Origin of the sequence: Amycolatopsis sp., from assembly GCF_035276945.1 — a bacterium.
Taxonomy (GTDB): Bacteria; Actinomycetota; Actinomycetes; order Mycobacteriales; family Pseudonocardiaceae; genus Amycolatopsis_E.
Genome location: NZ_DATELF010000145.1, coordinates 1 through 23,371 on the forward strand (window position 1 = coordinate 1; position 23,371 = coordinate 23,371).

Genomic DNA, 23,371 nt, shown 5'->3' on the forward strand with positions numbered 1-23,371 from the left:
GTCGTTGTCGTAGAAGTACAGCCCCGTGATGGCCCGGTTGGACCGCGGGTTTGCGGGCTTCTCCTCGATCGAGACGAGGTTGCCGTCCTCGTCGGCCACGCCGACGCCGTATCGCTCGGGGTCGGAGACCGGGTACCCGAACAGCACACAGCCCTTGATGTCGTCGGTCTTGCTCTGCAGCAGTCGCGAGAAACCGGGCCCGTGGAAGATGTTGTCGCCGAGAATCAGCGCCGCGGAGTCGTCGCCGATGTGATCGGCTCCGATGCGGAAGGCCTCGGCGAGACCGTTCGGCTCGGGCTGCTCGGCGTAGCTCAGGTTGATGCCGAGCCGGCGCCCGTCGCCGAGCAGCCGCTCGAACGCGGACCGGTCGACGGGTGTCGTGATGATCAGGATGTCGGTGATCCCGGCCAGCATGAGCACCGACAGGGAGTAGTAGATCATCGGCTTGTTGTAGACCGGCACCAGCTGTTTCGACACGGCGAAGGTGACCGGATGCAGCCGGCTGCCACTCCCCCCGGCGAGGACGATTCCCTTCATGCCGCAAGTGTTTCCGAACGCAGGACGCCACGGCAGGAGGTGACCTCCGACATAAAAAAACAGGCCCCGGCACGAAAACCGGGGCCTGCTTTCGAAGAACCTCAGGAACGACGCGTCCGCTTCGCCTTCCGGGGCGGCGGCAGGGCGCCTTCGGCGCGGAGCTTCGCGGCGTGCGCGGCCAGCGCGTCGACCAAACTGGGGATGTCGGCCTTGTCCGGCTGGACGTCCACTCGCAGGCCGAACTCCACCGCCGTCTCCGCGGTCTTCGGACCGATGCACGCTACCAGCGTCCGCGTGTGCGGCTTTCCGGCGATACCGACCAGGTTCCGGACGGTTGACGACGACGTGAAGCACACCGCGTCGAACCCGCCGGTCTTGATCATCTCGCGGGTCTCGGCGGGCGGCGGTGCGGCACGGACGGTCCGGTACGCCGTCACGTCGTCGACCTCCCAGCCCCGGTCCACCAGGCCGGCCGACAGCGTCTCCGTGGCGATGTCGGCGCGCGGCAGCAGGACCCGGTTCACCGGGTCGAGCACGTCGTCATACGGCGGGAACTCCGCCAGCAACCCCTCGCCGGACTGCTCGCCCTTCGGCACCAGCTCCGGGTTGATGCCGAACGCGCGCACGCGTTCCGCGGTCGCCTCGCCGACGCACGCGATCTTCACGCCCGAGAACGCCCGGGCATCCAAGCCGAACTCCTCGAACTTCTCCCACACCGCGCGCACCGCGTTGGCCGAGGTGAACACGATCCACTGGTACCGGCCGTCCACCAGGCCCTTGACCGAACGCTCCATCTGCGCCGGGCTCCGCGGCGGCTCGACGGAGATGGTCGGCACCTCGTGCGAGGTCGCGCCGTGCTGGCGCAGCCGCTCCGCCATCTCCCCGGCCTGTTCCTTGGTCCGCGGCACCAGGACCTTCCAGCCGTACAGCGCCCGCGACTCCCACCAGGACAGCTTCGCGCGCTGCCCGGCCGCCTCACCGACGGTCACCACCAGCGGGCCGACCAGTTCCCCGGCGTCCTGCGCGAGCGTGGCCAGGGTGCTGTCCAGGGTGCGCTGGGTGTTGACGGTGCCGTTCGAGGTCACCGCGACCGGGGTCTGCGGGGTGAGCCCGTGCTCCACCAGCGCTCCGGCGGCCTCGGCGAGATGGCTCGACGTCGCGTGCAGCACGATCGGGCCCGGCGTTCCGGCGAGTCCGGCCCAGTTGACGTCGCCGCGGACGTCCACCTCGACATACGTGCCACCCAGCGCGATACCGGCATAGGCCGGCACGGCGGTGCCGGCACTGACACCGGGCACGATCTCGAACACGGCGTTCGTCCTGGCCACGGCGTGCACCTCGGCCACGGCGGCGGCGCTGGTCAGGGGGTCACCACTGACCAGCCTGAGCACCAGCCGACCGGACTTGGCCTCGCCGGAAAGGTCCCTGGCCACGTCACCGGGTTCGCCGACCGCAGGCCGGACCTCGGCGTCCGCGCTGGCCTGCGCGAGTACCGCGGCCGGCACATCCGGGTCGGTCACCACGACCTCGGCACCGGCCAGCAGTTCCTGGGCACGAACAGTCAACAGTCCCGCGTCGCCGGGGCCGGAGCCCACGAACGCGACGCGCCCAGCGGTTTTCCGCGCGGGGGTCATCGCACTAAGTCTTTCTCTTGTTGTCGATCAGTGTTGTTCACTGGTGCCCACGGGTGCGGGCAGTCAGCGTGTTTTGCCGCCGGGGCCGGAAAGCGCGCCGGCGCCCAGGTCGAGCAGCTCCGCGGCAAGGTCACGACCGAGTCGCTCCGCGTCGCTCTTGTTCGCCACCGCCGAGGCACGAATCAGCACCGGCGCGTTCCCCGGCTCGTCGTCGAACCCCGCGGCGGCGACCCCGCGCAGCGAGACGCGCTCGACGATCGAGCCATCCGCTTCGAGGTCCTCCACCACGTCGGCAAGCGCGCCTACCGGCGCATTGCACCCGGCTTCGAGCGCGGCCAGCATGGCCCGCTCGGCCGTCACCGCGGCCCGGGTGGCTTCATCGTCCACAATGGACCGAAGGAGATGTTCGATGTCCACGTCGTCCACGCGGCACTCCACCGCCAGCGCACCCTGCGCGGGGGCGGGCAGCATCTGGATCGGGTCCAGTGTTTCGGTGATCTCGGCGTCCCGGCCGAGCCGGACCAGCCCGGCCCTGGCGAGCACGACCGCGTCGAGCTCGCCGTTGTGCACCTTGCCCAGGCGAGTGTCGATGTTGCCGCGGATCGGCACCACCTCCAGCCCGAGGCCGAGCGCACGCAGTTGCGCCGACCGGCGCGGCGAACCGGTGCCGACCGTCGAGCCCGGCGGCAGCTCACCGAGGGTCAGCCCGTCCCGCGCGATCAGCGCGTCACGCGGATCCTCCCGCGGCGGCACGGCGGCCAGCACGATGCCCGGCTGCGCGGCCGTCGGCAGGTCCTTGTACGAGTGCACGGCGACATCGACGTGCTTGTCCGCCAGGGCTTCGCGCAGCGCCGAGGTGAACACTCCGACGCCGATCTCGGCGATCGGCGCGCTCGAGCGGTCGCCGGGTGTCGAAACCTCGACGATCTCGACGTCCTGCCCGGCTCGGCGGAGGGCGTCGGCGATCGTCTGAGTCTGTGTCAGGGCGAGAGCGCTACCTCTCGTCCCGATCCTGATGATTCGTGTCACTGAGTTTCACCGTTTGTCTGGGGATTCGGGGTCGGGCTGGAGACCACCACCGGCGACGCCGGATCGAGCCCGAACAGTTCGCGCAGCGCGTTGGCGTAGTCCGTACCCTGGGTTTCCGCCGCGAGCTGTTTCACTCGCACAGTGGGCGCGTGCAGCAACTTGTCGACAACTCGCCGCACCGTGCACGCGAATTCGTCGCGCACGCCCGCGTCGAGCTCGGGCAGCCGGTTGTCCAGCCTCAGGAGTTCGGCTTCGACCACCTCCGCGGCCCGCTTGCGCAGCGCGGTGACGGTCGGGGTCACCGCGGCGCTGCGCTGGGCCGCCAGGTATTCGCGCACCTCGTCGAGCACGATGCCGCTGGCCCGCGCGACCTGCTTGGCGCTGCTGCCGCTGCCGGAGGTTTCCATCCGGCGCTGCACGGTTTCCAGGTCGACCAGGCCGACCGACGGCACCTCGGTCACGGCGGGGTCGACGTCACGCGGCAGGCCGAGGTCACAGATCACCAGGGGGCGCCCTGCCCTCGGCAGCACGTCGTCGGCGGTGAGCACCGCGTTCTTCGCGCCGGTGCAGCAGATCACCACGTCGGCCTCGGCCACCGCGGCGGCGAGGTCACCGAGCGGCACGGCCGTGGCGGGCACGCCCTGCTCACGGATGTTCGCGGCGAGCCGTTCCGCGCGGGCCAGGGTCCGGTTGGTCACCGTGATCCGGCCGACGCCCGCCTTGCGCAACCGGCTCGCGGACAGCGCACCCATCGACCCGGCGCCGAGGACCAGCGCATGCCTGCCGGTCAGTTCACCGGCGGTGGCCAGCGCCTCGGCGACCACGGACGCGCCCAGCTGGTCCAGGCCGGTCTCGGAGTGCACGCGCTTGCCGACACGCAGTGTGGTCTGGATCAGCTCGTGCAACGTGCGGCCGACCGTGCCCGCGTCACGCGCGGCGGCATAGGCGTTGCGGACCTGGCCGAGAATCTGCGTCTCGCCGACGACCATCGAATCCAGGCCCGAGACGACGTTGAAGACGTGCTCGACGGCGGCGCCCGCGTAGTGCACGTACAGGTTGTCGTAGAGCGCTGTCGCCGGGCAGCCGGCCTGGAGGGCCAGCACCTCGGACACGTCGGCCAGACCGCCGTGGAAGGTCTCGACGACCGCGTAGACCTCGATCCGGTTGCACGTGGAGAGCAGCATCACCTCTTGCACGTGCGGGGCCTGCTGCAGCTGGTGCAACACCTTGTCCTGCTCCCCCGCGGGCACGGCGACCCGTTCGAGGGTGCGGAAGTCGGCGGTGCGATGGGACAACCCGACTGCCAAGACGCTCACCTAGCTCCACCTTCCCCGCGCTACGCGTGCGATAACGTGCGGGGCGCGCTCAGTGTTCACCGCACCACCATTCCGTTGCGCCGTGCCACGTAGAACGACAGGATCTGCAGTTCCACCGCAAGGTCCACCTTTCGCACCTCGACGTGGTCCGGGACCTGGAGGACCACGGGGGCGAAGTTCAGGATGCACTGCACCCCACCGGCGACCAGGCGGTCGCAGACCGACTGTGCCGCGGGCGGCGGGGTGGCGATGACGCCGATCGAGATCCCGCGTTCCCGGCACACCTGGGGAATGTCGTCCAGGTGTGAAACCGGGATGCCACCCACCGGGACTCCGATCAGGTCAGGGTCGACGTCGAACAGCGCGTCGACGGGGAACCCTCGCCCCGGGAACCCGCCGTAGTTCGCCAACGCATGTCCCAGGTTACCGATTCCGGCCACGGCCACCTTGTGCTTACGGGTCAGGCCGAGGGTGCGCTCTATCTGCCCGACCAGCACGGCGACTTCGTAGCCGACCCCGCGGGTGCCGTAGGAGCCGAGGTAGGACAGGTCCTTGCGCAGCTTCGCCGAGTTCACCCCGGCGGCCGTCGCGAGCTCCTCGCTGGCAACCGTGGTCGCGCCCTGCTCGGCCATGGCGGAGAGCACCCGCAGGTAGACCGCGAGCCGGGCGACCGCGGCCTCCGGGATGGCGCGCGCGCGAGCCGGGTCGTCGCCGTCGGTGACGGCGGGCATCTCCGCGGTCGGCGCGTTGTCGGCGTCGGGGGTGCGCAGGTTGCGCGCGACGGCGGAGCCGTTTCGCCGGCCACGCTGTACCGCCACCCTGGCCTCCTCGTTCGACACCGTTAATCGTGAATTACCACTTGACCCGGCAAGCCTTCTCCGGTTTGATGCCGGCGCCGCGCGGTGGGTACCGCACTACGGTAGCCATTTGTGAACGCAGGCACAAAGTAGCTGGTCAGCGCGATGACGGAAACCACACACCCAGGATGAGAAAGCCGGCCTGGCGAACTTCGGCACCCGGATCAGCGCTGCCTACGCGCTCGGCCCGCGCGGAGCCTGCGCGGGATCGCTGATCGCCTCGACCGGGGCAGCGGCACCCGGAACAGCCAGCGGTCGGTGCTCACCGAATGACACCCCGAACCTCGGCGGCCGCGACGTAGGCCGAGGGGTCACTGGGTGGTGAAGGTGATGGTGTGCCAGCCGGTCGCGCCGTCCGGGACGACGTCGGCGACCTGGTCGGTCTGGGTGTAGCCGGACCGGTCGGTGGCGCGGACGGTGGCCGTGTGGCTGCCGGGGGTGGCGTCGAACACGGTCCACCACATCCGCCAGGCGTCGTCGGTGACCTCGGCCGACAGGGTGGCCTCCTGCCACGGCCCGTTGTCCAGGCGCGCTTCGACCTTGGCGATCCCGGTGTGCTGGGCCCAGGCGATCCCGGCGACCCGCACCTTGCCCGCGGGCGCCGCGCCACTGGGCGCGTCGATCCGCGACTCGGTCTTGATCGGCGCCTGCTCGGCCCAGCCGCGCTGCAGCCAGTACGCCTTTCGCGCGTCCCAGGTGGTCAGCTCCAGATCGGTCACCCACTTCGTCGCCGAGACGAACCCGTACAGCCCAGGCACCACGAGGCGTGCGGGGAAGCCGTGCTCGACCGGCAACGGCTCGCCGTTCATGCCGATGGCCAGCATCGCGCCCCGGCCGGGGTCGACTACGGCGGGCACCGGGGTGCCCGCGGTGAAGCCGTCCACGCTGGTCGAGAACAGCTGTTCGGCGCCCGGCCGAACCCCGGCCTCGGTGAGCAGGTCCGCGAGGTCCACGCCGATGAACTTCGCGTTCGAGATGTAGGAGCCGCCGACGGGGTTCGATACGCAGCAAAGGGTCAGCACGCGTTCGACCAGCGGCCGGTCGCGGATGTCGGCGTAGGAGTAGGTGACCTCCTTGTCCACCATGCCGTGGATGCGCAGGCTCCAGTCCTCGGCGCGAACCTGCGGGACGACCAGCGCCGTGTCGATCCGGTAGAAGTCCCGGTTGGAGGTGATGAAGGTCGGGGTGCCGAGCCTGGCGAAGTCGGCGTCGGCGGGGATGGCGGGCGCGGTCCGCGCTGGAACGAGCGGGCCGACCGCGCCGCGGGAGCCCTCCACGTCCTTACGGGAACCGAGCAACTGACCACCACCTCCGGCCAGGCCGGCGCCGAGCGCGACACCCGCGAACAGGAACCGCCGCCGGCTCGACGACGGCGCGATGGGCGCGGACGCGGCGCGGTGCAGGGCACGGAACACCAGCACACCGGCGAGCAGGCTCACCACTGGCGCGATCAGCGAGACCTGCCCCAGGTCCGGACGGGTGTAGACGGCGATGATCCCGAACACCCCGAACACGCCGATGAGCAGTTGGCCGGGCATGGGCTTGCTCCGCGAGATCAGCCCGGCGACGATCGCCAGCAACCCCATCACCACGGCCATCCCGGCGAGCAGCACGGTCTTGTCGGCCGTGCCGAAGGTGCCGGCCGCGAAGTCCTTGAGCCAGGTGGGCGTGAGGTCGATCGCCGCGTTGCCCACCGCGAGGTACGGCGAGGCGTTGATGCCCACGAACGCCGCTGCCAGGTGACCAGCGCCCAGTGCCGCGACCAGCGCCAGCACCCCGATCAGCGCGGCGGTCGGCTTGGACGGTTTCGACGGCGCTTCGGCGGGCGCTTCGCTCAGCTCGGTGGTCACGCGTCCATTCTTCGCGCCCAAGGAGTAAGCGGGGCTTACGAGTGGCTTACGCTCAGGACAGCGCTTTCCGGAACCGGTCTTCCTCGACCCTCCAGTACCCGTGCTCGGCGCCGTCGATCAGGATCACCGGGACGTAGTCGCCGTACTCCGCCAGCCACTCCGGGTTGGTGTCCACGTCGGCCGTGGACCACGGCACGCCCAGTTCGCCGCAGATCCGCTCGACCTCCTCCTCCGCCTTGACGCAGAGAGAACAGCCTTGCCTGGTCATCACCAGTACCTCGTGCGCCACCACGGGCCTCCCTTCCCGGGAATTATCCCCTGAGCCGCACCCGCCGCAGCTTGCCCGTGGCCGAATGCGGCAGCGAATCCGCGAACTCCACTGTCCGCGGCACCTTGTAGCCCGCCAGCATCGCGGCGCAGTGCGCGACGACCTGCTCCTCGGACAGCGACGCTCCGGGCGCGGGCACCACGACCGCCTTGACCGCCTCGCCGCTGCGCTCGTCGATCACCCCGACCACGGCGGCTTCGGCAACCTCGGGCAGTTGCGAGACAACCTCCTCCACCTCGTGTGGGAACACGTTGAAGCCGTTGACGATGATCAGATCGTTCGCGCGGTCGACCAGGTGCAGGTCGCCATCCGAGTCGAGGTAGCCGACGTCCCCGGTGCGGAACCAGCCCTCGGCGTCCGGCCCGTGGGCGCCGTCCGGCCAGTACCCGGAGAACAGGTTCCGGCCGCGCACGGCGACCAGGCCGGTGCCACCGTCCTCGTCGAAGGTGTCGACGAGATCGTCCGGATCGAGCGGAACGGGCTCGGCCACGCCGTCCGCGTCGACGAGGCGTATCTCGACGCCCTGCAGCGGGCGGCCGACCGAACCGGGCTTCGGATACCCGGTGACCAGGGTGGAGGTGACGACCGGCGCGGTCTCGGTGAGCCCGTACCCCTCGAACACACCGAGCCCCGTCTTCTCCCGGATCGCGGCCAGCACCTTGGGATGCAGCGGAGCGGCGCCGGAGTTGAGCAAGCGCACACTGGCCAGCCCCTCCCCCAGTTCGTCCTCCGACAGCGCGACGAGCTCGGTGTACATGGCGGGCACGCCCCCGATGACGGTGACCCGGTGCCGGGCGCAGGCCTCGAGGGCTTCACGAGCGTGGAACCGTTCGGCGAGCACCATGGTCGCGCCGACGGACGCCGACTGCAGCAGCCCGGGACCCAGCCCGTAGACATGGAACAGCGGGATCGCGATGAACAGCCGGTCCCGGTTGGTCAGCGCGGGCGGGTGGATGGCGGCGAGTTGCTCGAGGTTCGCCAGCAGAGCGCGGTGCGACAGCATCACCCCGCGGGCGGGTCCGGTGGTGCCGGAGGTATACGACAGCACGGCGATGTCCTCACCGTCACCGACGCTGGTCACCGGCGCGCCCGGCTCGATCTCGCCCAAGGAGTCGATAGCGACCTTGGCGCCACTGTGCTCGAGGACGATGTTCAACTCGTTGTCGGGAGCCAGCGGCGAAACCGGCACGGCGACCGCGCCGGCCCGGGCCACCGCGAACAGCGCGATCGCGAAGTTCGCGGAAGTCGGCAGCCGCAGCAGCACCCGGTCCCCTGGCGCCACCCCCTGCCCCGTGAGGTTCCGCACCTGGCCGTTGACCAGCGAATCGAGCTGCGACCAGGTGAAGGTGGTGCCCGCGGTGGTATCGATCACGGCGACGGCGCCGGGCCACTGCCCGGCCGCGCTGGCGAGGAGGTCCGCGATGTTGCCCATACCCGCAGTCTCTCAGGACTTCGTGGCCGGCGGGTGCCGTTTCTCCGGGCGACGGCGTCACGAGCGGGGAGGGCGTCCGTTGCACTACCACAACGCCGACACTACCTACTATCGGGTAACTACCCGTATGCTCTTGCGCGTCGGACGAAGGAGTCGCCCATGCCGCCCCTTGGGTCATGCCGCGGCAGCCAAAGTGGCCACACGGCGCGCGTTCGTGCGCTGTCGGAGCGGCAGGGCGCCCATGAGCACGACGTCGCCCGAGCTCGGGGGGAGCGCCTTGTCGACACGATCGCGCCGGCGCGCGAACTCGCGGAGGAACCAAGGTGACCAACTGGCTTGCCGCCCGCCCGCTGGGCCTGCGTGTCAGCATGGCCACAACTGAGCAGTCCGACGCGTGGGACCTGGTCAGCGCCGCACAGAAGGGCGACAGCGCCGCCTTCGGCGAGCTCTACGACCGTTATGTCGACACGGTCTACCGCTACGTCCTGTTCCGGCTCGGCGACCGCGAACTGGCCGAAGACATCACCAGTGAGACCTTCCTGCGCGCACTGCGGCGGATCACCTCGGTCAGCTACCAGGGCCGGGACGTGGGTGCCTGGTTCATCACCATCGCCCGGAACATCGTGCTCGACCACGTGAAGTCCAGCCGCTACAAACTCGAGTTCGTCACCGACGAGGTGTCCGAATCCGGTTCGGCGCCCTTCGTCGGGCAGAGCGACGGGGAGGACGGCCCCGAGCAGCGCGCGCTGGCGGGCGCGACCAGGGCAGCACTGCTCCGCTGCATCGCCGAACTCGGCGACGACCAGCGCGAATGCATCATCCTGCGGTTCATTCAGGGGTTGTCGCTGTCGGAGACCGCGCAGATCATGCGCCGCAACGAGGGCGCGGTGAAGGCGCTCCAGCATCGCGCCGTGCGCAAGCTCGCGCAGCTCCTTCCACCGGCCTGGCGTTGATCATCGGGTCCTGGTTCCGCTGAAAGGCGAACATCGCACGGCGTAACAACAGTCGCATTTCCGTCGTTAATGATGGCGTGGACGTGCCCGAGTGGACGGCGCGCGAGCTGGAGATCGTTTCCGGGTTGCGCGAACTCGGTGACGCCGCGAGACCTGGCGAGGACACGCGGGACCGGATCCGGCGCGAGATCTACCGGCGCCTGACGGAGGAGCCCGCACCGAGCAGGCGGCGGCGGGTGCTGGCGAACGTGCTGGCCGCCGCGGCCGCGCTGGTCGTCGCGCTGGGCGGGCTGGGCATGGTGCTGTCCAGGAACGCGATGCCCGGGGATCCGCTCTACGGCGTCAAACGGGCCGCGGAATCCGCCGAACTCGGGCTCACCTTCGGTGACGCGGCCAAGGCCAGCAAGCACCTGCGGTTCGCCGCGACGCGACTCGACGAGCTCCTCGCGCTGGGCTCCCCGGACGCCCCGCTCGTGGCGGACTTCGAGCGCGAGGCGCGCGCCGGCGCCACCGAGCTGACCACGCTCGGGGTCCGGGGAACCGGGCGGGAACTGCTCGACCTGCGCGCCTGGGTGGCCGAGCAGACCGCGAAGAACATCCCGTTCCCGCAGGTGACCGACCTGCTCAGGCGGATAGACGGCCGGGTGCAGGCGCTCTCGGGCCGGCTCCACTGCTACCGGATCACCAGTTACCAGGCTGACGACCTCGGGCCGCTGCCCGCTGCCGACCCCTGCACACCGGTTCCCGGTGCGGTACCGGAGGTTCCGGGACCGGCAACGCGGGCGCCCAAGCTCACCCAGTCCGGCGCTGCCCGATCGGCGGAATCCCCGTCGACGCCCACCCCCACCGGACCGGTCCCGCCGTCCGGTGGCGGCGTCGCGCCGACCGTGATCAACCCGCCGATCCCCGCCCCGACCAGCACGCCGGCCCCGGCAACCACCTCGGCACCACCGCCGTTGATCTCCATTCCGCCGCTGCTTCCGGGGCTTCCGGGGATCGGAATCGGTTGAAGCACACGTATCCGTTGTTGAACCGCTCCCGAGTCGGGTCGCTACGCTGAGCGGCAGACACTCTGGTGCTGGTCAGGAGGCGGTGTTCGTGTGGCGCGGCAGGAGTAAGGGCTCGGAGCTGGAGCGGCTGGCCGCGCTGGCCGGGGAAGCCTCGGCCGAGGCAGCCGTCGCCATGGAGTCGGTGCCGCTGGACGGGAGCAAACCGGCCCCGCCCGCGCCCCCGGACCTCACCGCGGCGGCGTTCTTCGACGTCGACAACACGATGATGATGGGCGCCTCGATCTTCCATTTCGCCCGCGGGCTGGCCGCGCGCAAGTACTTCACCGCCTCCGACCTGGCCGGGTTCGCGTGGCAGCAGGTGAAGTTCCGGGTCGGCGGCAAGGAGGGCAACGTCAGCTCGATCCGCGAGCAGGGCCTGTCCTTCGTCGCGGGGTACAGCGTCGAGGAGCTGACCAGGGTCGGCGAGGAGATCTACGACGAGCTGATGGCGGACAAGATCTGGTCCGGCACACGCGCGCTCGCCCAGATGCATCTCGACGCGGGCCAGCGGGTCTGGCTGGTCACCGCGACACCGGTCGAGCTGGCGGCGATCATCTCGCGGCGGCTCGGGCTGACCGGCGCGCTCGGCACGGTCGCCGAGCACGTCGACGGGGTCTACACCGGGCGTCTGGTCGGCGACCTGCTGCACGGCCGCGCGAAGGCGCACGCGGTGCGCGCGGTGGCCGCGCGGGAGGGCCTGAACCTGCGCCGCTGCACCGCGTATTCGGACTCCTCGAACGACATTCCGATGCTGTCCGTGTGCGGCACCGCGGTGGCGGTCAACCCCGACACCGGCCTGCGTGAGGTCGCCCGCGCCCGGGGCTGGGAGATCCGCGACTTCCGCACCGGGCGCAAGGCGGCCAAGATCGGCGTTCCGTCGGTGCTCGGCGCCGGTGCCCTCGCGGGCGCCGTCGCCGCCGGCCTGGCCTACCGCCGTCGTTAGGAAAATACGCGTTTTCGCTGTGCGAGCCGGTGATAGAGCGACTGCTGGATGGACTCCCGTACCTGGTCGGTCAGGTTGAACATGACCATGGGGTCGTCGGGGTCCTCGCCCGTGTGTGCGGCGGTGTCGATCGGCTCGCCGAACTCGATGTACCACTTCGTCGGCAGCGGGATCGCGCCCAGCGCGCCGAGCAGCGGGAAGAACGGCGTCACCGGGAAGTAGGGCAGGCCGAGCGATCTGGCCAGCGGCTTGATGTCGCCGATCTTCGGATAGATCTCCTCCGCACCGACGATCGAGCAGGGGATGATCGGCACTCCGGCGCGCAGGGCGGCGGCCACGAACCCGCCGCGCCCGAACCGTTGCAGCTTGTACCGGGCGGAGAACGGTTTTCCGATGCCCTTGTAGCCCTCCGGCCACACGCCGACCAGTTCACCCGAACGCAACAGCCGTTCCGCGTCGGGGTTGGAGGCCAGGGTCTGGCCCGACTTGCGCGCGATCATGCTGAGCAGGGGAGTGCGGAACACGAGGTCCGCGCCCAGCATCCGGAGGTACCGGTGCGCCGGATGCTCATCGTGCACGGCCACCGCGGTCATCACGGCGTCCAGCGGCAGCGTGCCCGAGTGGTTGCACACGATCAGGGCGCCGCCTTCGGCCGGCAGGTGCTCCACGCCGTACGTGCTCACCCGGAACCACTTTTCGTACAGCAACCGCAGCGGCGGCAACAGCAGCGTCTCGGTGAGCTCACGGTCGAAACCGAACTCGTCGACGGTGTAGTCACCGGTGAGCCGGTTGCGCAGGAACATCAACACCTTGCCGAGCAGGCCCGGCTCGGGGACGGGAGGCGCCTGCGGGGTGGGCAGGGACACCACCGGCGCTTCGACCGGCTTCACCGTCACGGGCGGCTTCTCGCGCCCCGGCCGGTGCAGTGGGATGACCTGTGCTTCAACTGTTTCAACGGTCGTCGTCATCAGTTGTCGTCGCTTTCCGCTGGTTATCGGGGCACCTGACCGGTCGCGGACAGCACCTTGCCGGCCAGGCCGGCCACCTGCTCACCATCGAGGACAGGGCGTAGACCACGACCGTGGACGTAGTCGTCGAACGCCGCCTCCGTAGTCCACTGTGGACGGTAACCGAACTCCTCCTTGAGCCGTGTCGTGTCCACGACGCGGCCGAAGTTGAGCAGCCTCACCTGGTCTTCGGAGAAGTCGACCACCCGGGCGCCACGGAGGAACCTCGCCACCGAGGGCACCACGGAACGCGGCACGGGCAACTCGACCCGGCCGGCCCGCCGGATCGCCTGGGACAGCGTCAGCACGCCGTCCGCGCCGACATTGAACACGCCTGGCTTGTCCTCCAGCGTAGCCAACTCCAGCACCGACAGGGCATCGGAAGAATGCAGTAATTGCAGCCGCGCGTCGAACCCGAGCACCGTCGGCACGACCGGCAGCGCGAAGTACCGGGCCAGCACGGTGTCCACGTCGGGACCGATGACATTGGTGAACCGGGCCGTCGTCACCGTGATGTCCGGCCTGCGCCGGGAAAACCTGCGCACGTACTCTTCCATCTCGACCGCGTCCTTGGCATAGCCGCTGGAAGAGGTCGGGATGAGCTCCGAGTCCTCGGTGAAGACCGCGGGCGAGGCGGGCCCGGCACCATAGACGGCGGCCGTGGACTTGACCACGAGCTTGCGCATCCAGGGGGAGCGCTGGCACGCGGCGAGCAGCCGCATGGTGCCGATGACGTTGACTTCCTTGATCGCCATCCGCCGGGCGGGTCCGGCCGGGTGGCAGGTGGTCGAGCAGTGCACCACCGTGTCCACTTTGGCGTCCGCGATCACCTTCGCGATCAAAGGATTGCGGATGTCGGCACGGACGAACTCCGCGTTGCCCAGCTTGCGCGCCACCTTGCGCGGCGCGGTGGTGTCCACGCCGATCACCCGGTCGAGCTCGATGTCGGTGCCGAGCCGCGCGAGCAGCCGCCCGCCGAGCTCACCACCGACTCCGGTTACGAGGACGACCTTGGACGGCATCCGACCCCCTCGCAGGGTTGGGTTGGTTTGCACGGCGGTGCGAATGCTACTCCGGACTGGGTGCCGAGTCAGGGGGCCGACGACTCTGTTTACCGGGGCCGATGACTCTGTTTACCGAGGTCAAGCCATATCACCCAAAAGGGTGCAACCCGCCCGGGATACCGGACGGGTTGCGACACATGCCGTTCGCCTGAGCGTTACTTGCCCTGCTTCCGACGCTGCATCCGGGTGCGGCGCAGCAGCTTACGGTGCTTCTTCTTGGACATGCGCTTGCGGCGCTTCTTGATCACCGAGCCCACAGGTGCTCCTTCACGTTTCGACTCTCAGGCGCTCGAGCCTGCCGCGAGCGCTCGTTGGTCGCCTTGGCGCCGCGGCTTCACTTTCGCGGCAAACTCGACCTCCCAGGTTACCCCACGTCGAAATAAGCACCTTCGAGGTAGGTGTGGACGGCCTTTTCCGGCACCCGGAACGACTTGCCGACCCGAACGGCCGGCAGTTCACCCGAGTGCACCAGGCGGTAGACGGTCATCTTGGAGACCCGCATCAGCGAGGCCACCTCGGCGACCGTCAGAAACTGGACCTGCCCGAGTTCGGGCACGTCCTTGGAGTTCGACGGCATAGGTCACCGTGCCCTTCGACGCGTGCCGTTGCCGCTCGGCTTCCCCACCCGCGGTCCCGGCACACACGTGCTTTTCCCCTGAGGGTAGCGGGACAGGTGGGGCGAATGCGACCACGCGCCGAACTTCCCCCGGCCCGGGCAAGTGCTTGCCTCGCGGAGCGACTCCGTTGAAAGCGGTGGTGGGCGACGGGCTGGGTTATTCGTGGGCCTTGCCGAGCTCCACGGAACGGTCACGCGCGGCCTCGATGGCCGCCAGCAGCGCGGCGCGGACACCGTGCCGCTCCAGCTCGCGGATGGCGTTGATCGTGGTACCCGCCGGTGACGTGACGGCCTCACGGAGGATCACCGGGTGCTCACCGGTTTCGGCAAGCATCTTGGCCGCACCCACCGCCGACTGGATGATCAGCTTCTCCGCCACCGCCCGCGGCAGGCCGAGCAGGATGCCCGCGTCGATCATGGCTTCGACCAGGTAGAAGAAGTACGCGGGCCCGGAGCCCGACAGCGCCGTCACCGCGTCCTGCTGTGACTCGGGCACCTCGATGACCTGCCCGACACAGGAGAGCAGTTCGGTCACCAGCGCCAGATGCACGGCGGTGGCATGGCTGCCCGCGGAGATCGCGCTCATCGCCTCGCCGACCACCATCGGGGTGTTCGGCATGACCCGCACCACCGGCACCCCGTCGGCGAGCCGCTGCTCGAACAGCGAGGTGGGCAGGCCCGCGCACAGCGACACGACCAGCGAGCCAGGCCCGAGCGCCGGCCCCAGTTCGTCCAGCAACGGATCGATGTCCTGCGGCTTGACCGCGACGACCAGCACGTCCGCCCGCTTGGCCGCCTCGGCGATCTCGACCCCGGGGATGCCGTAGCGGGCGGTCAGCTCGGCGGCCCGCTCCGGATGCCGCTCGGTGAACAGCAACTCGTCGGGCTTGCGGCCGCCGTGCAGCAACCCCGACAGCAACGCCTCACCGATCTTGCCCGCGCCCAGCACCGCGATTGTGGTCATGCCCCGAGACTAAAAGATGCCTCAGTGTGCGGGGGCGAGGGCCAGTTGGCGTGCCTGGCACACCAGCCGGCCCGCGGAGTCGATCACTGTCGCGTCCGAGTCGAACCAGGACTCCTGGAACGACCGGCATTCCACGTGCACGCGCAACCAGCCCGGCGCCGGCCTCGCCCGCACGATCGCGGTGAGCTGCGCGGTCGGGCTCCAGCCGGCGCGGCCCAGGTTGAACACCACGGGCGGGTTCACGTCGGCGGCGACCAACGCGAAATACGGGTCGGGCAAGCTGCGCCGGGGCTTGACCCACAACCGGAGCCGCGGTGGGTCCCCGGTGCGGCCGGACAGGTAACCCGCGGTCGCCGGGTCGAGGCGCACGTCGCATCCCTTGGCCAGGTTGAACGCGCCTTCGGCGGTCTCCCCGCCCAACTGGATCGCGCGCGGCGGCGGCTCGATGGACATCGACGGCAGATCCGCCCACTCCGGCCGGCGGACCGGCAACCGTCCCGCGGTCACGGTCGCCTCCACGCAGCTACGTCCCCGCTGCTCGAGCCGGACCGCGACCACCGTGGTGCGCCGGCCGAGTTTGCGGACATCGGTGCGCAGCAGGACCGGTCCGATCGCGGGCGTCCACAGGAACTCGGCGCTGACCACCAGCGGGTCGGCCGACGGCTCTCCCCGCTCCACGAGCACGGTCAGTGCGGCCTTGGCCATCAGCGCCAGCAAGAACCCGCCATGGGGATGGTTGCCGATCGACCATTCCGGACGGAGGTCGGCGGTGAGCGTGCCGTCGCCCAGTGAACGGACCGAAGTTGCGAACGCGAAGTCCGCCGGATCAGGAATTTCGAGCGCGCTCACGAACGGCTGGCCAGGGCGCGCAGGAAAAAAGTCAGGTTCGCCGGACGCTCGGCGAGCCGCCGGACCAGATACCCGTACCACTGCTCACCGAAGGGCACATAGATCCGCACGGTCTCCCCCCCGGCCGCCAGCCTGCGCTGCTCGTCCGGCCGGACCCCGAACAGCATCTGGTATTCATATCCGCCCCGCTTGCGACCGTACCAGCGGGCACGCTCGCCCAGAACGGCGATGAGCCGCGGGTCATGCGTGGCGAACATCGGATAGCCGCCCCCGCCGAGCAGGAGGTTGGCGCACCGGACGTAGCTCAGATCCACTTCGTGCGGGGATGGGTGGGCGATGGTTTCGGGCGCGGCGTAGGCGCCCTTGCAGAGCCGGACCCGGGAGTCGGCGACGGCCAGCGCGGCCGCGTCCGCCTCGGTGCGCCTGAGGTAGGACTGCAGCACCGCGCCGACCCACGGCCAGGTCCGCCGTAGCTCGGCGAGCACGCGCAGGGTCGAATCGGTGGTGTGGTGGTCCTCCATGTCGAGGGTGACGGTGGTGCCGCACCGCTCGGCCGCCTCGCAGATCCGCCGCGCGTTGTCCAGCGCCAGTTTCTCGTCCAGGGACTGGCCGACGGCGGACAGCTTCACGCTCACCTCGGCACGGGGCGCCAAGCCCTCCTCGTGCAGGCGGTCGAGCAGGGCGAGGTAGGTCCGCACGGTCTGCTCGGTCTGCCGGGCATCCCCGGTGTATTCGCCCAGGTAATCGAGAGTGACGTGCAGGCCGTCGTCGATCAGGCGAGCGGCGGTGGTGACGGCGTCGGCGATCGTTTCCCCCGCGACGAACCGCTCGACGACACCTCTGGTTCCCGGCGTGGCGGCCACCGCACGGCGAAGCACGTCGTTCCCGGCAGCGGCGAGGATCAGGGAGCGCAGCGGGTTCACGTCGCAGACTTTACGGCCTGTACATATCGGACGCCCATGATTGAGCACACGCTCTGACCGCAAATACTTGATCTTGTCCAGTTGTTGTCCACTTGCGATTTTGCTGGTCGGAACGGTCACTGACCGAGGTGAAATCGAGTGAACAACAGCGCCTCGGCGAGCGCCTTCACGCGGTGCGCGGCACTGGGTGCGCGGCGAGTGTTCACCTCGAGCACGACCTGCCCGTGGAAGCCGCCCGGCGCCAGCCGTTCCAGCAATTCGGCACACGGCTGGTGTCCGTGTCCCGGGATCAGGTGCTCGTCCTTCGGGATGCCGGTGCCGTCGGCGAGGTGTACGTGGGTCAGGCGCGGGCCCATCCGCTCGGCCAGCGCGAGCGCGTCCATCTGCGCCGCCGCCGCGTGGGAGAGGTCGAGCGTGTAATGCGCGTAGCCGACGTCCGTCGGGTCGACCGATGATCCGAAGGCGGAAACCCGCGAATCCCGCTTCCCGCCAGGCGGGCGCACCTTGAACATGTTCTCGACCGCGATACACACCCCGCTGACGCTCTCCAGTTCGTCGAGCAGGTCGGGAAACGCTTCCCCGTACCGGCGCTGCCAGCGGAACGGCGGATGCACGACGACCGTGCGCGCGCCGAGTTCGAGCGCCGCGTCGACGCTGCGCCGCAGGCGGATCACCGGGTCCGGCGACCAGACCCGCTGGGTGATCAGCAACGACGGCGAGTGCACCGAAAGCACCGGCATGCCGGTGCGCCGCGACCATTTGCGCAGCGCGGCGACGTCCTGGCTCACCTGGTCGACCCAGACCATCACCTCGACCCCGTCGTAGCCGAGGTCCGCGGCCAGCTCGAACCCGTCACCGGCGCGCAGCGGCCAGACGGATGCCGTGGACAGACCGATCGGGATCAACGTGAAAGCAGCAGCAATGCCGCCGGTGAGACGGTGACCACGAGTCCGACCAGCACGGCGAGCACGGTGGTCTGCATGTCGTCGGCGCGCCGGATCTTCCGCACGATCCAGACCAGCCCGGCGATCACCACGACCGCGGCGACCAGCGCGGCGGCGGGCAGCTTGCCCCACAACCAGTTGAACCCGAGCCACACACCGGCGCCGCCGATCACGCCGAGCGCGAGCTGCACGGCCATGGCCAGCCACTGCTTGGCGGGCGACGGCTCAGGTGCCGTGTGCTCGTCCTCGTGCTCGACCGGTTCGTGGTCGGTGTCGTACTCGTAGTCGTCCAGGTGCTCGGCCTCGGCCTCGCCGAAGGCGTCGAACTCGTCGCCCTCTTCGTCGGCGGCGAACGGGTCATGGAAACCGGTGGCCTCCAACCCGTCACCGGGATCCGCCGGTGCGGGAGGCACCACCGGCATGACGCCGACCTCGGTGTCCTCGGCCGCGACCGGATCGGGCCGGCCACGCCAGTTCGACAGCCCCGCCGGTGGCGCGTCCGGGGCGGGATCCGCCGCCACCTCGGCGTCCACCGGCTCGAACTGCTCGGTGTGCGGCTCGGGCGGGGCCGGCGGGGCCGCCCTGCGACGCCGGCGCGGAGGTGCGGGGAAGGCACCGCTGGCCATCCCGCCCGGCTCGGGCGCGTCCTCCTTGGCCGGTACCACGTCCAACCCGTCCAACCGGGAGGACAGCGTGCCCGGCGTCCCCGCCGCGGGAGGCGGTGGGGACTGCGGAGGACGGCGCATGGGCGGCGGATCCTGCGGGTGGGCCCGGCGCTGCGGCGGCTGGGCCGGGAACGTCCCGGGCTCCTGGACGCCGGCACCGTTCGGGCGCTGGAACGTCCCCGATTCCTGTGGCACCCCGTTCGGGCGGGGGAACGCCCCCGACTCCGGAGCCGGCGGACGCTGGAACATTCCGGATTCCTGTGCCGGATTCACATTCGACCGCGGAAAACCACTGGAATCCTGGGGAAGCGGGCCATTCGGCCGCGGAAACGCACCAGACTCCTGCGGCGGCGCCGGATTCGGACGCGGGAAAGCCGCCGATTCCTGCGGCGGATTCACATTCGGACGGGGAAAACCACCGGAATCCTGGCCAGGAGCGCCATTCCGGCGCGGCGCCCCGCCCGGTTCCGGGGCAGGTTTGGCGTTCGGCCGCGGATACACGCCGGATTCCGGGGCGGGCACGCCGTTCCGGCGCGGCGGTCCGCCCGGCTCCTGGGCAGGCGCACCATTCGGCCGGGAGAACGTCCCGGATTCCTGCGGCGGGGTCGCGTTCGGACGCGGGAATCCACCGGAATCGGGCGCACCGTTGGGCCGCGGGAAGCCGCCGGACTCCTGCCCGGGCGTCGGCCAGGCGAACGCGCCCGACTCCTGCGGCGCCGCGGGCCCCGGCCGGGAGAAGAAGCCCGAATCCTGGGCAGGCCGCGCCCGCTGCGGATGCGCGGGCGCGTCGGTACCCGACGGCCGGGGCATGGCCGCCGAGTCCTGCTGACCGGCGTCGGGGGCCTGACGGCGCGCGGGTGGGGCGGAGTCCGGCTCCGGCAGGGCGCGGCGGCCACCTTCACGCCTGCCCGCCGGCGGGTTCGGCGCTGATGGCGGGTTCGGCGCGTCGCCGCGTACGCGGTCGATGATGGCCTGACTGTCGCTGCCGCCGCGCTCCCGTGGGGAGATCTCGGTGACGTTGCCGCCGCCCTGCTCGTCGTCTTCGTCCGCCGCCCGCCGATGCCGGCGACGGCCGCCGTCGACGTTCCCGCCGTGCTGAGCGAGCAGCTCAGCCACGGTCTTCTGCGACCGGTCTTGTCCGCTTTCTCGACTCATCTGTGTCAGTCCCAACCGCGCGTAATTGTTCGCGTAGCCGGGGTGCCCCCGACCTCGTCAACTCGCGTCTGGCCGGCACGGCGGCCCACCACGCCCCCGTGACCTCCGGCGAAGGCGCGGTGCTTTGGCCGCCGCGTGCCGAGCATCGTCTGGTTCATCCTTTCCCGCCCTTCCACCGTGCCTGTTCAACTTCGCCGTCGTCCAGCCGGGTGCTGTCACCGGTCCGATTCCGCGACGAACTGCTCTCGTCCGTGAGCGCGGTCTCACCCGAGCTGTTCGAGTGGTCCAGTCGCCGCAAGATCACGCCCTCTCGCAGTGCCCAAGGGCAGATCTCGAGTTCCTCGAGGGACAGCACCCGCATCGCGGCACGAGCCACCAGCGCGCCCCCGACGAGCTGGTGCGCCCGGCTCGAGCTGACCCCTTCCAGCTCGGCCAGGTCGGCCGCCGTCATCCGGGAGATGAAGGCGAGGAGCTGCCGCAGTGCGGTTTCGGACAGGGTACGGCGTACCCGGGGTCCGGCGGCAGAGGGCGCCGCCCCGGTCAGCCTGGCCAGGGACCGGAAGGTCTTCGAGGTGGCCACCGCGCGGTCCGGCCTGCCCACCTTGGCAACCCGCTTGGCCAGCCCGGCCAGCTGGTCCTCCAGCCATTCGGAGGTCTCCTCCAGCTCGGCCCGGCTCGGCAAGTCACCCCTGAACCGGGTCCGGGTGATCCGGCCGGCACCCAGCGGCAGCGACTCGGCCAGTGCGGGTTCCTCGTCCAGGCCCATCGCGACCTCGAGCGACCCGCCGCCGATGTCGAGCACCAGCAGGTCGCCCGCCGACCAGCCGAACCACCGGCGGACCGCGAGGAAGGTCAGCCGCGCCTCCTCGACCCCGGACAGCACCCGGAGCTCGACACCGGTCTGCTCGGCGACCTTGCGCAGCACCTTCGGCGAGTTCTCCGCCTCCCGGACCGCCGAGGTGGCGAACGCCATCAGCTCCTCACAGCCGAGTTTCGCCGCCGACTCGCGGGCCGCGGAGACCGCACGGATCAGGGCCTCCGCGCCCGACTTGCTCAGTTCACCGTTCCGGGTGATCTGCTCGGCCAGCCGGAGCACGGTCTTCTCGGAGTGCATGGGCGTGGGGTGGCCACCACGATGGGCGTCCACCACCAGAAGATGGACGGTGTTCGACCCCACGTCGAGTACCCCTAGGCGCACAAAGCCCTACGGTACCTGTCGTGCAGACCCCAAGGATGTGAAACAGTGGCCCGCCTCACTTAATCGAACCGTGATCAGGACTCGAACTTGTAGCCGAGCCCGCGGACGGTGACCAGGTGCCGCGGCGACCCGGGATCGGGCTCGATCTTCGACCGCAGGCGCTTGACGTGCACGTCCAGGGTCTTGGTGTCGCCGACGTAGTCGGCACCCCAGACCCGGTCGATCAGCTGGCCGCGAGTGAGCACCCGGCCCACGTTGCGAAGCAGATATTCCAGCAGGTCGAACTCCTTGAGCGGCAGCGAAACCTCGCCACCGTCGACGGTCACCACGTGCCGCTCGACGTCCATCCGTACCGGACCGGCGCTGAGCACCGGCGGCGCCAGTTCGCCCTCGGAGCCGGCTTCGCCGCCGCGACGCATCACCGCCCGGATACGGGCGATCAGCTCGCGCGCCGAGTAGGGCTTGGTGATGTAGTCGTCCGCGCCCAGTTCCAGACCGACCACCTTGTCGATCTCGCTGTCCCGCGCGGTCACCATGATCACCGGCACGGCCGAACGCTGGCGCAGTTGCTTGCACACATCGGTGCCGCTCATCCCCGGCAGCATCAGGTCGAGCAGGACGATGTCGGCACCGTTGCGGTCGAACTCCTCCAATGCCTGCTGACCGGTGCTCGCGATGGCGGCGGTGAAACCCTCCTTGCGAAGCAGGAAGGCCAGCGGGTCGGCGAACGACTCCTCGTCCTCGACGATGAGCACCCTCGTCACGGCATTCCTCCCTGTTCTTGCGTGGTCGCCACGAGCCGGGGCATCCGGTCGGGCGTCTTCTCCTGCCGCGGCTCGGGCGCGGACTCTCCGACCTCGTAGGCCGGGATGCGCAGGGTGAACGTCGAGCCGATCCCCGGCCGGCTCCACAGCTTCACCTCGCCCCCGTGGTTGGCGGCGACGTGCTTGACGATCGCCAGGCCGAGACCGGTACCCCCGGTGGCCCGGGAGCGGGCCTTGTCGGCGCGGTAGAAGCGCTCGAACACGCGGTGCTGTTCGTCCTCGGCGATGCCGATGCCCCGGTCGGTGACGGCGATCTCGACCATACCGCCGTTCAGCCGACGGCTGATGGACACCGGGCTGTGCGCGGGCGAGTACGCGATGGCGTTTTCCAGCAGGTTGGACAGCGCGGTCACGAGCAGCGTGCGGTCGCCCTCGACGAGCAGGCCGCTGGGGTTGTCGGTGGTGACGTTGATGTCCGCGGACTCGGCGGACAGGCGCGTGCGGCCCAGCGACTCGCGCACCACGGCGTCCACGTCGACCACGTTGAGGTCGGGCAGCCGTTCCGCGCCCTGCAGCCGGGAAAGCGCGATCAGCTCGGTCACCAGCGTGCCCAGCCGGGTGGATTCGTGCAGGATCTTGCTGCCGAACCGGCGGACTTCGTCCACGTCGTCGGCCGCGTCGAGCACGGCCTCGGTGAGCAGCGCGATCGCACCCACCGGGGTCTTCAGCTCGTGGCTCACGTTGGCGACGAAGTCGCGGCGGACCGCCTCCAGGCGCGTGGCCTCGGAGTGGTCGACCGCCTCGACGACGGTGAACCCGTCACCCAGCGGGCGGACTTCGCCGACCACGGCCTCCGGCTGCCGCCCACGTGCCTCCAGTGGCGAAAGGTCGATTTCGAGCGGATCATCGGTTTCCACGACCTGCTCGGCGGCTTTGCGGGCGCGCGGGTCGGCACGGTTGTCGACGACCAGGCCGAGCGTTTCGGCGCGGCGGTTGTGCAACACCATGTCGCCGAATTTGTTCAGCACGAGCACCCCGTTGTTCGAAGAGCGGACGAGGCGGAGCAGCAGCTCGGCCACCGTCGGCCCGGTGGGCTGCCGCTCCGCCTGACTCCGCCGGAACCGGGTGAACAGGAAACCGGCCGTCGCACCGATCAGCAACGCGCCGACGGCAAGGGCGAGTGAAGCAGGCACGCTCACGGCTGAATCGTAAGCATGTGGGTGACACTCCGGCCTAGTCCCGGCGGCCGTCTCGTGATCGCTGTGACACTTTCATGCGGAAGTGTTCAGGCGGT

The 23,371-nt window shown here is 70.1% G+C and carries 23 protein-coding genes; 3 read left to right on the forward strand and 20 right to left on the reverse strand.

The features are described from left to right. From VJT49_RS25240 to VJT49_RS25275, 8 genes are all read right to left on the reverse strand, one after another. On the reverse strand, positions 1-537 hold a 537-nt coding region (locus VJT49_RS25240), incomplete at its 3' end, for a sugar nucleotidyltransferase (RefSeq protein ID WP_324167403.1). Between the two features lie 101 nt (positions 538-638). Next, positions 639-2,171, reverse strand: a complete 1,533-nt coding sequence (locus tag VJT49_RS25245; protein WP_324167404.1) for a bifunctional uroporphyrinogen-III C-methyltransferase/uroporphyrinogen-III synthase — start codon at positions 2,169-2,171, stop codon at positions 639-641. A gap of 63 nt (positions 2,172-2,234) precedes the next feature. After that, complete coding sequence (gene hemC, locus VJT49_RS25250) at positions 2,235-3,200, reverse strand: hydroxymethylbilane synthase (protein ID WP_324167406.1); 966 nt, start codon at positions 3,198-3,200, stop codon at positions 2,235-2,237. Beyond that, the gene (locus VJT49_RS25255; protein ID WP_324167407.1) at positions 3,197-4,516 is read right to left on the reverse strand and encodes a glutamyl-tRNA reductase; all 1,320 of its coding nucleotides are present in this window, start codon (positions 4,514-4,516) and stop codon (positions 3,197-3,199) included. The genes hemC and VJT49_RS25255 overlap by 4 nt, the downstream gene beginning before the upstream one ends. Before the next feature lie 56 nt (positions 4,517-4,572). Beyond that, positions 4,573-5,334 carry a redox-sensing transcriptional repressor Rex gene (locus VJT49_RS25260; RefSeq protein ID WP_324167408.1) on the reverse strand — a complete coding sequence of 254 codons (762 nt, stop codon included), beginning with the start codon at positions 5,332-5,334 and terminating at the stop codon, positions 4,573-4,575. A 350-nt stretch (positions 5,335-5,684) separates the two neighbouring features. Beyond that, a complete protein-coding gene (locus tag VJT49_RS25265; protein WP_324167409.1) occupies positions 5,685-7,223 on the reverse strand; it encodes a molybdopterin-dependent oxidoreductase in 1,539 nt (512 codons plus the stop codon). Positions 7,224-7,275: 52 nt separating this feature from the next. After that, on the reverse strand, positions 7,276-7,512 hold the full coding sequence (locus tag VJT49_RS25270; protein ID WP_324167410.1) for a glutaredoxin family protein: 237 nt from the start codon (positions 7,510-7,512) through the stop codon (positions 7,276-7,278). Between the two features lie 22 nt (positions 7,513-7,534). Then, entirely contained in the window at positions 7,535-8,983 is a 1,449-nt protein-coding gene (locus tag VJT49_RS25275) for an AMP-binding protein (protein ID WP_324167411.1), read from the reverse strand. Between the two features lie 368 nt (positions 8,984-9,351). Here VJT49_RS25275 and VJT49_RS25280 point away from each other — a divergent pair, with 368 nt between their 5' ends. The 3 genes from VJT49_RS25280 to VJT49_RS25290 all read left to right on the forward strand — a co-directional run bounded on the left by VJT49_RS25280 (position 9,352) and on the right by VJT49_RS25290 (position 11,928). Beyond that, positions 9,352-9,936 (forward strand): sigma-70 family RNA polymerase sigma factor, encoded by a 585-nt coding sequence (locus VJT49_RS25280; RefSeq protein WP_324167486.1) that lies wholly within the window; start codon positions 9,352-9,354, stop codon positions 9,934-9,936. 77 nt (positions 9,937-10,013) lie between these two features. Further along, positions 10,014-10,946: a DUF5667 domain-containing protein gene (locus VJT49_RS25285; RefSeq protein WP_324167412.1), complete on the forward strand. Its 933-nt coding sequence runs from the start codon at positions 10,014-10,016 to the stop codon at positions 10,944-10,946. Between the two features lie 82 nt (positions 10,947-11,028). Further along, positions 11,029-11,928: an HAD-IB family hydrolase gene (locus tag VJT49_RS25290; protein ID WP_324167413.1), complete on the forward strand. Its 900-nt coding sequence runs from the start codon at positions 11,029-11,031 to the stop codon at positions 11,926-11,928. On the opposite strand, the gene VJT49_RS25295 is transcribed toward VJT49_RS25290, so the two are convergent. The 12 genes from VJT49_RS25295 to VJT49_RS25350 form a co-directional block, all read right to left on the reverse strand. Beyond that, entirely contained in the window at positions 11,925-12,896 is a 972-nt protein-coding gene (locus tag VJT49_RS25295) for a lysophospholipid acyltransferase family protein (protein WP_324167414.1), read from the reverse strand. The genes VJT49_RS25290 and VJT49_RS25295 overlap by 4 nt on opposite strands. A gap of 23 nt (positions 12,897-12,919) precedes the next feature. Continuing rightward, complete coding sequence (locus tag VJT49_RS25300; RefSeq protein WP_324167415.1) at positions 12,920-13,957, reverse strand: NAD-dependent epimerase/dehydratase family protein; 1,038 nt, start codon at positions 13,955-13,957, stop codon at positions 12,920-12,922. A 197-nt stretch (positions 13,958-14,154) separates the two neighbouring features. Further along, entirely contained in the window at positions 14,155-14,256 is a 102-nt protein-coding gene (locus VJT49_RS25305) for a 30S ribosomal protein bS22 (protein ID WP_017986394.1), read from the reverse strand. A 107-nt stretch (positions 14,257-14,363) separates the two neighbouring features. Further along, positions 14,364-14,576: a helix-turn-helix domain-containing protein gene (locus tag VJT49_RS25310; RefSeq protein ID WP_324167416.1), complete on the reverse strand. Its 213-nt coding sequence runs from the start codon at positions 14,574-14,576 to the stop codon at positions 14,364-14,366. A gap of 196 nt (positions 14,577-14,772) precedes the next feature. Then, positions 14,773-15,579 (reverse strand): pyrroline-5-carboxylate reductase, encoded by an 807-nt coding sequence (gene proC, locus VJT49_RS25315; RefSeq protein ID WP_324167417.1) that lies wholly within the window; start codon positions 15,577-15,579, stop codon positions 14,773-14,775. 21 nt (positions 15,580-15,600) lie between these two features. Then, positions 15,601-16,428 (reverse strand): thioesterase family protein, encoded by an 828-nt coding sequence (locus tag VJT49_RS25320; protein WP_324167418.1) that lies wholly within the window; start codon positions 16,426-16,428, stop codon positions 15,601-15,603. Further along, the gene (locus tag VJT49_RS25325) at positions 16,425-17,351 is read right to left on the reverse strand and encodes a proline dehydrogenase family protein (protein ID WP_324167419.1); all 927 of its coding nucleotides are present in this window, start codon (positions 17,349-17,351) and stop codon (positions 16,425-16,427) included. Before VJT49_RS25325 ends, VJT49_RS25320 begins: the two co-directional genes overlap by 4 nt. A 116-nt stretch (positions 17,352-17,467) precedes the next feature. Continuing rightward, positions 17,468-18,256, reverse strand: a complete 789-nt coding sequence (locus tag VJT49_RS25330; protein WP_324167420.1) for a sugar phosphate isomerase/epimerase family protein — start codon at positions 18,254-18,256, stop codon at positions 17,468-17,470. Continuing rightward, a complete protein-coding gene (locus VJT49_RS25335) occupies positions 18,253-20,076 on the reverse strand; it encodes a hypothetical protein (RefSeq protein WP_324167421.1) in 1,824 nt (607 codons plus the stop codon). Before VJT49_RS25335 ends, VJT49_RS25330 begins: the two co-directional genes overlap by 4 nt. A 193-nt stretch (positions 20,077-20,269) precedes the next feature. Then, positions 20,270-21,313 carry a Ppx/GppA phosphatase family protein gene (locus VJT49_RS25340; RefSeq protein WP_324167422.1) on the reverse strand — a complete coding sequence of 348 codons (1,044 nt, stop codon included), beginning with the start codon at positions 21,311-21,313 and terminating at the stop codon, positions 20,270-20,272. Positions 21,314-21,387: 74 nt separating this feature from the next. Further along, positions 21,388-22,077, reverse strand: a complete 690-nt coding sequence (locus VJT49_RS25345) for a response regulator transcription factor (protein ID WP_324167423.1) — start codon at positions 22,075-22,077, stop codon at positions 21,388-21,390. Next, complete coding sequence (locus VJT49_RS25350; RefSeq protein WP_324167424.1) at positions 22,074-23,276, reverse strand: sensor histidine kinase; 1,203 nt, start codon at positions 23,274-23,276, stop codon at positions 22,074-22,076. Before VJT49_RS25350 ends, VJT49_RS25345 begins: the two co-directional genes overlap by 4 nt. Positions 23,277-23,371 lie beyond the last annotated feature (95 nt).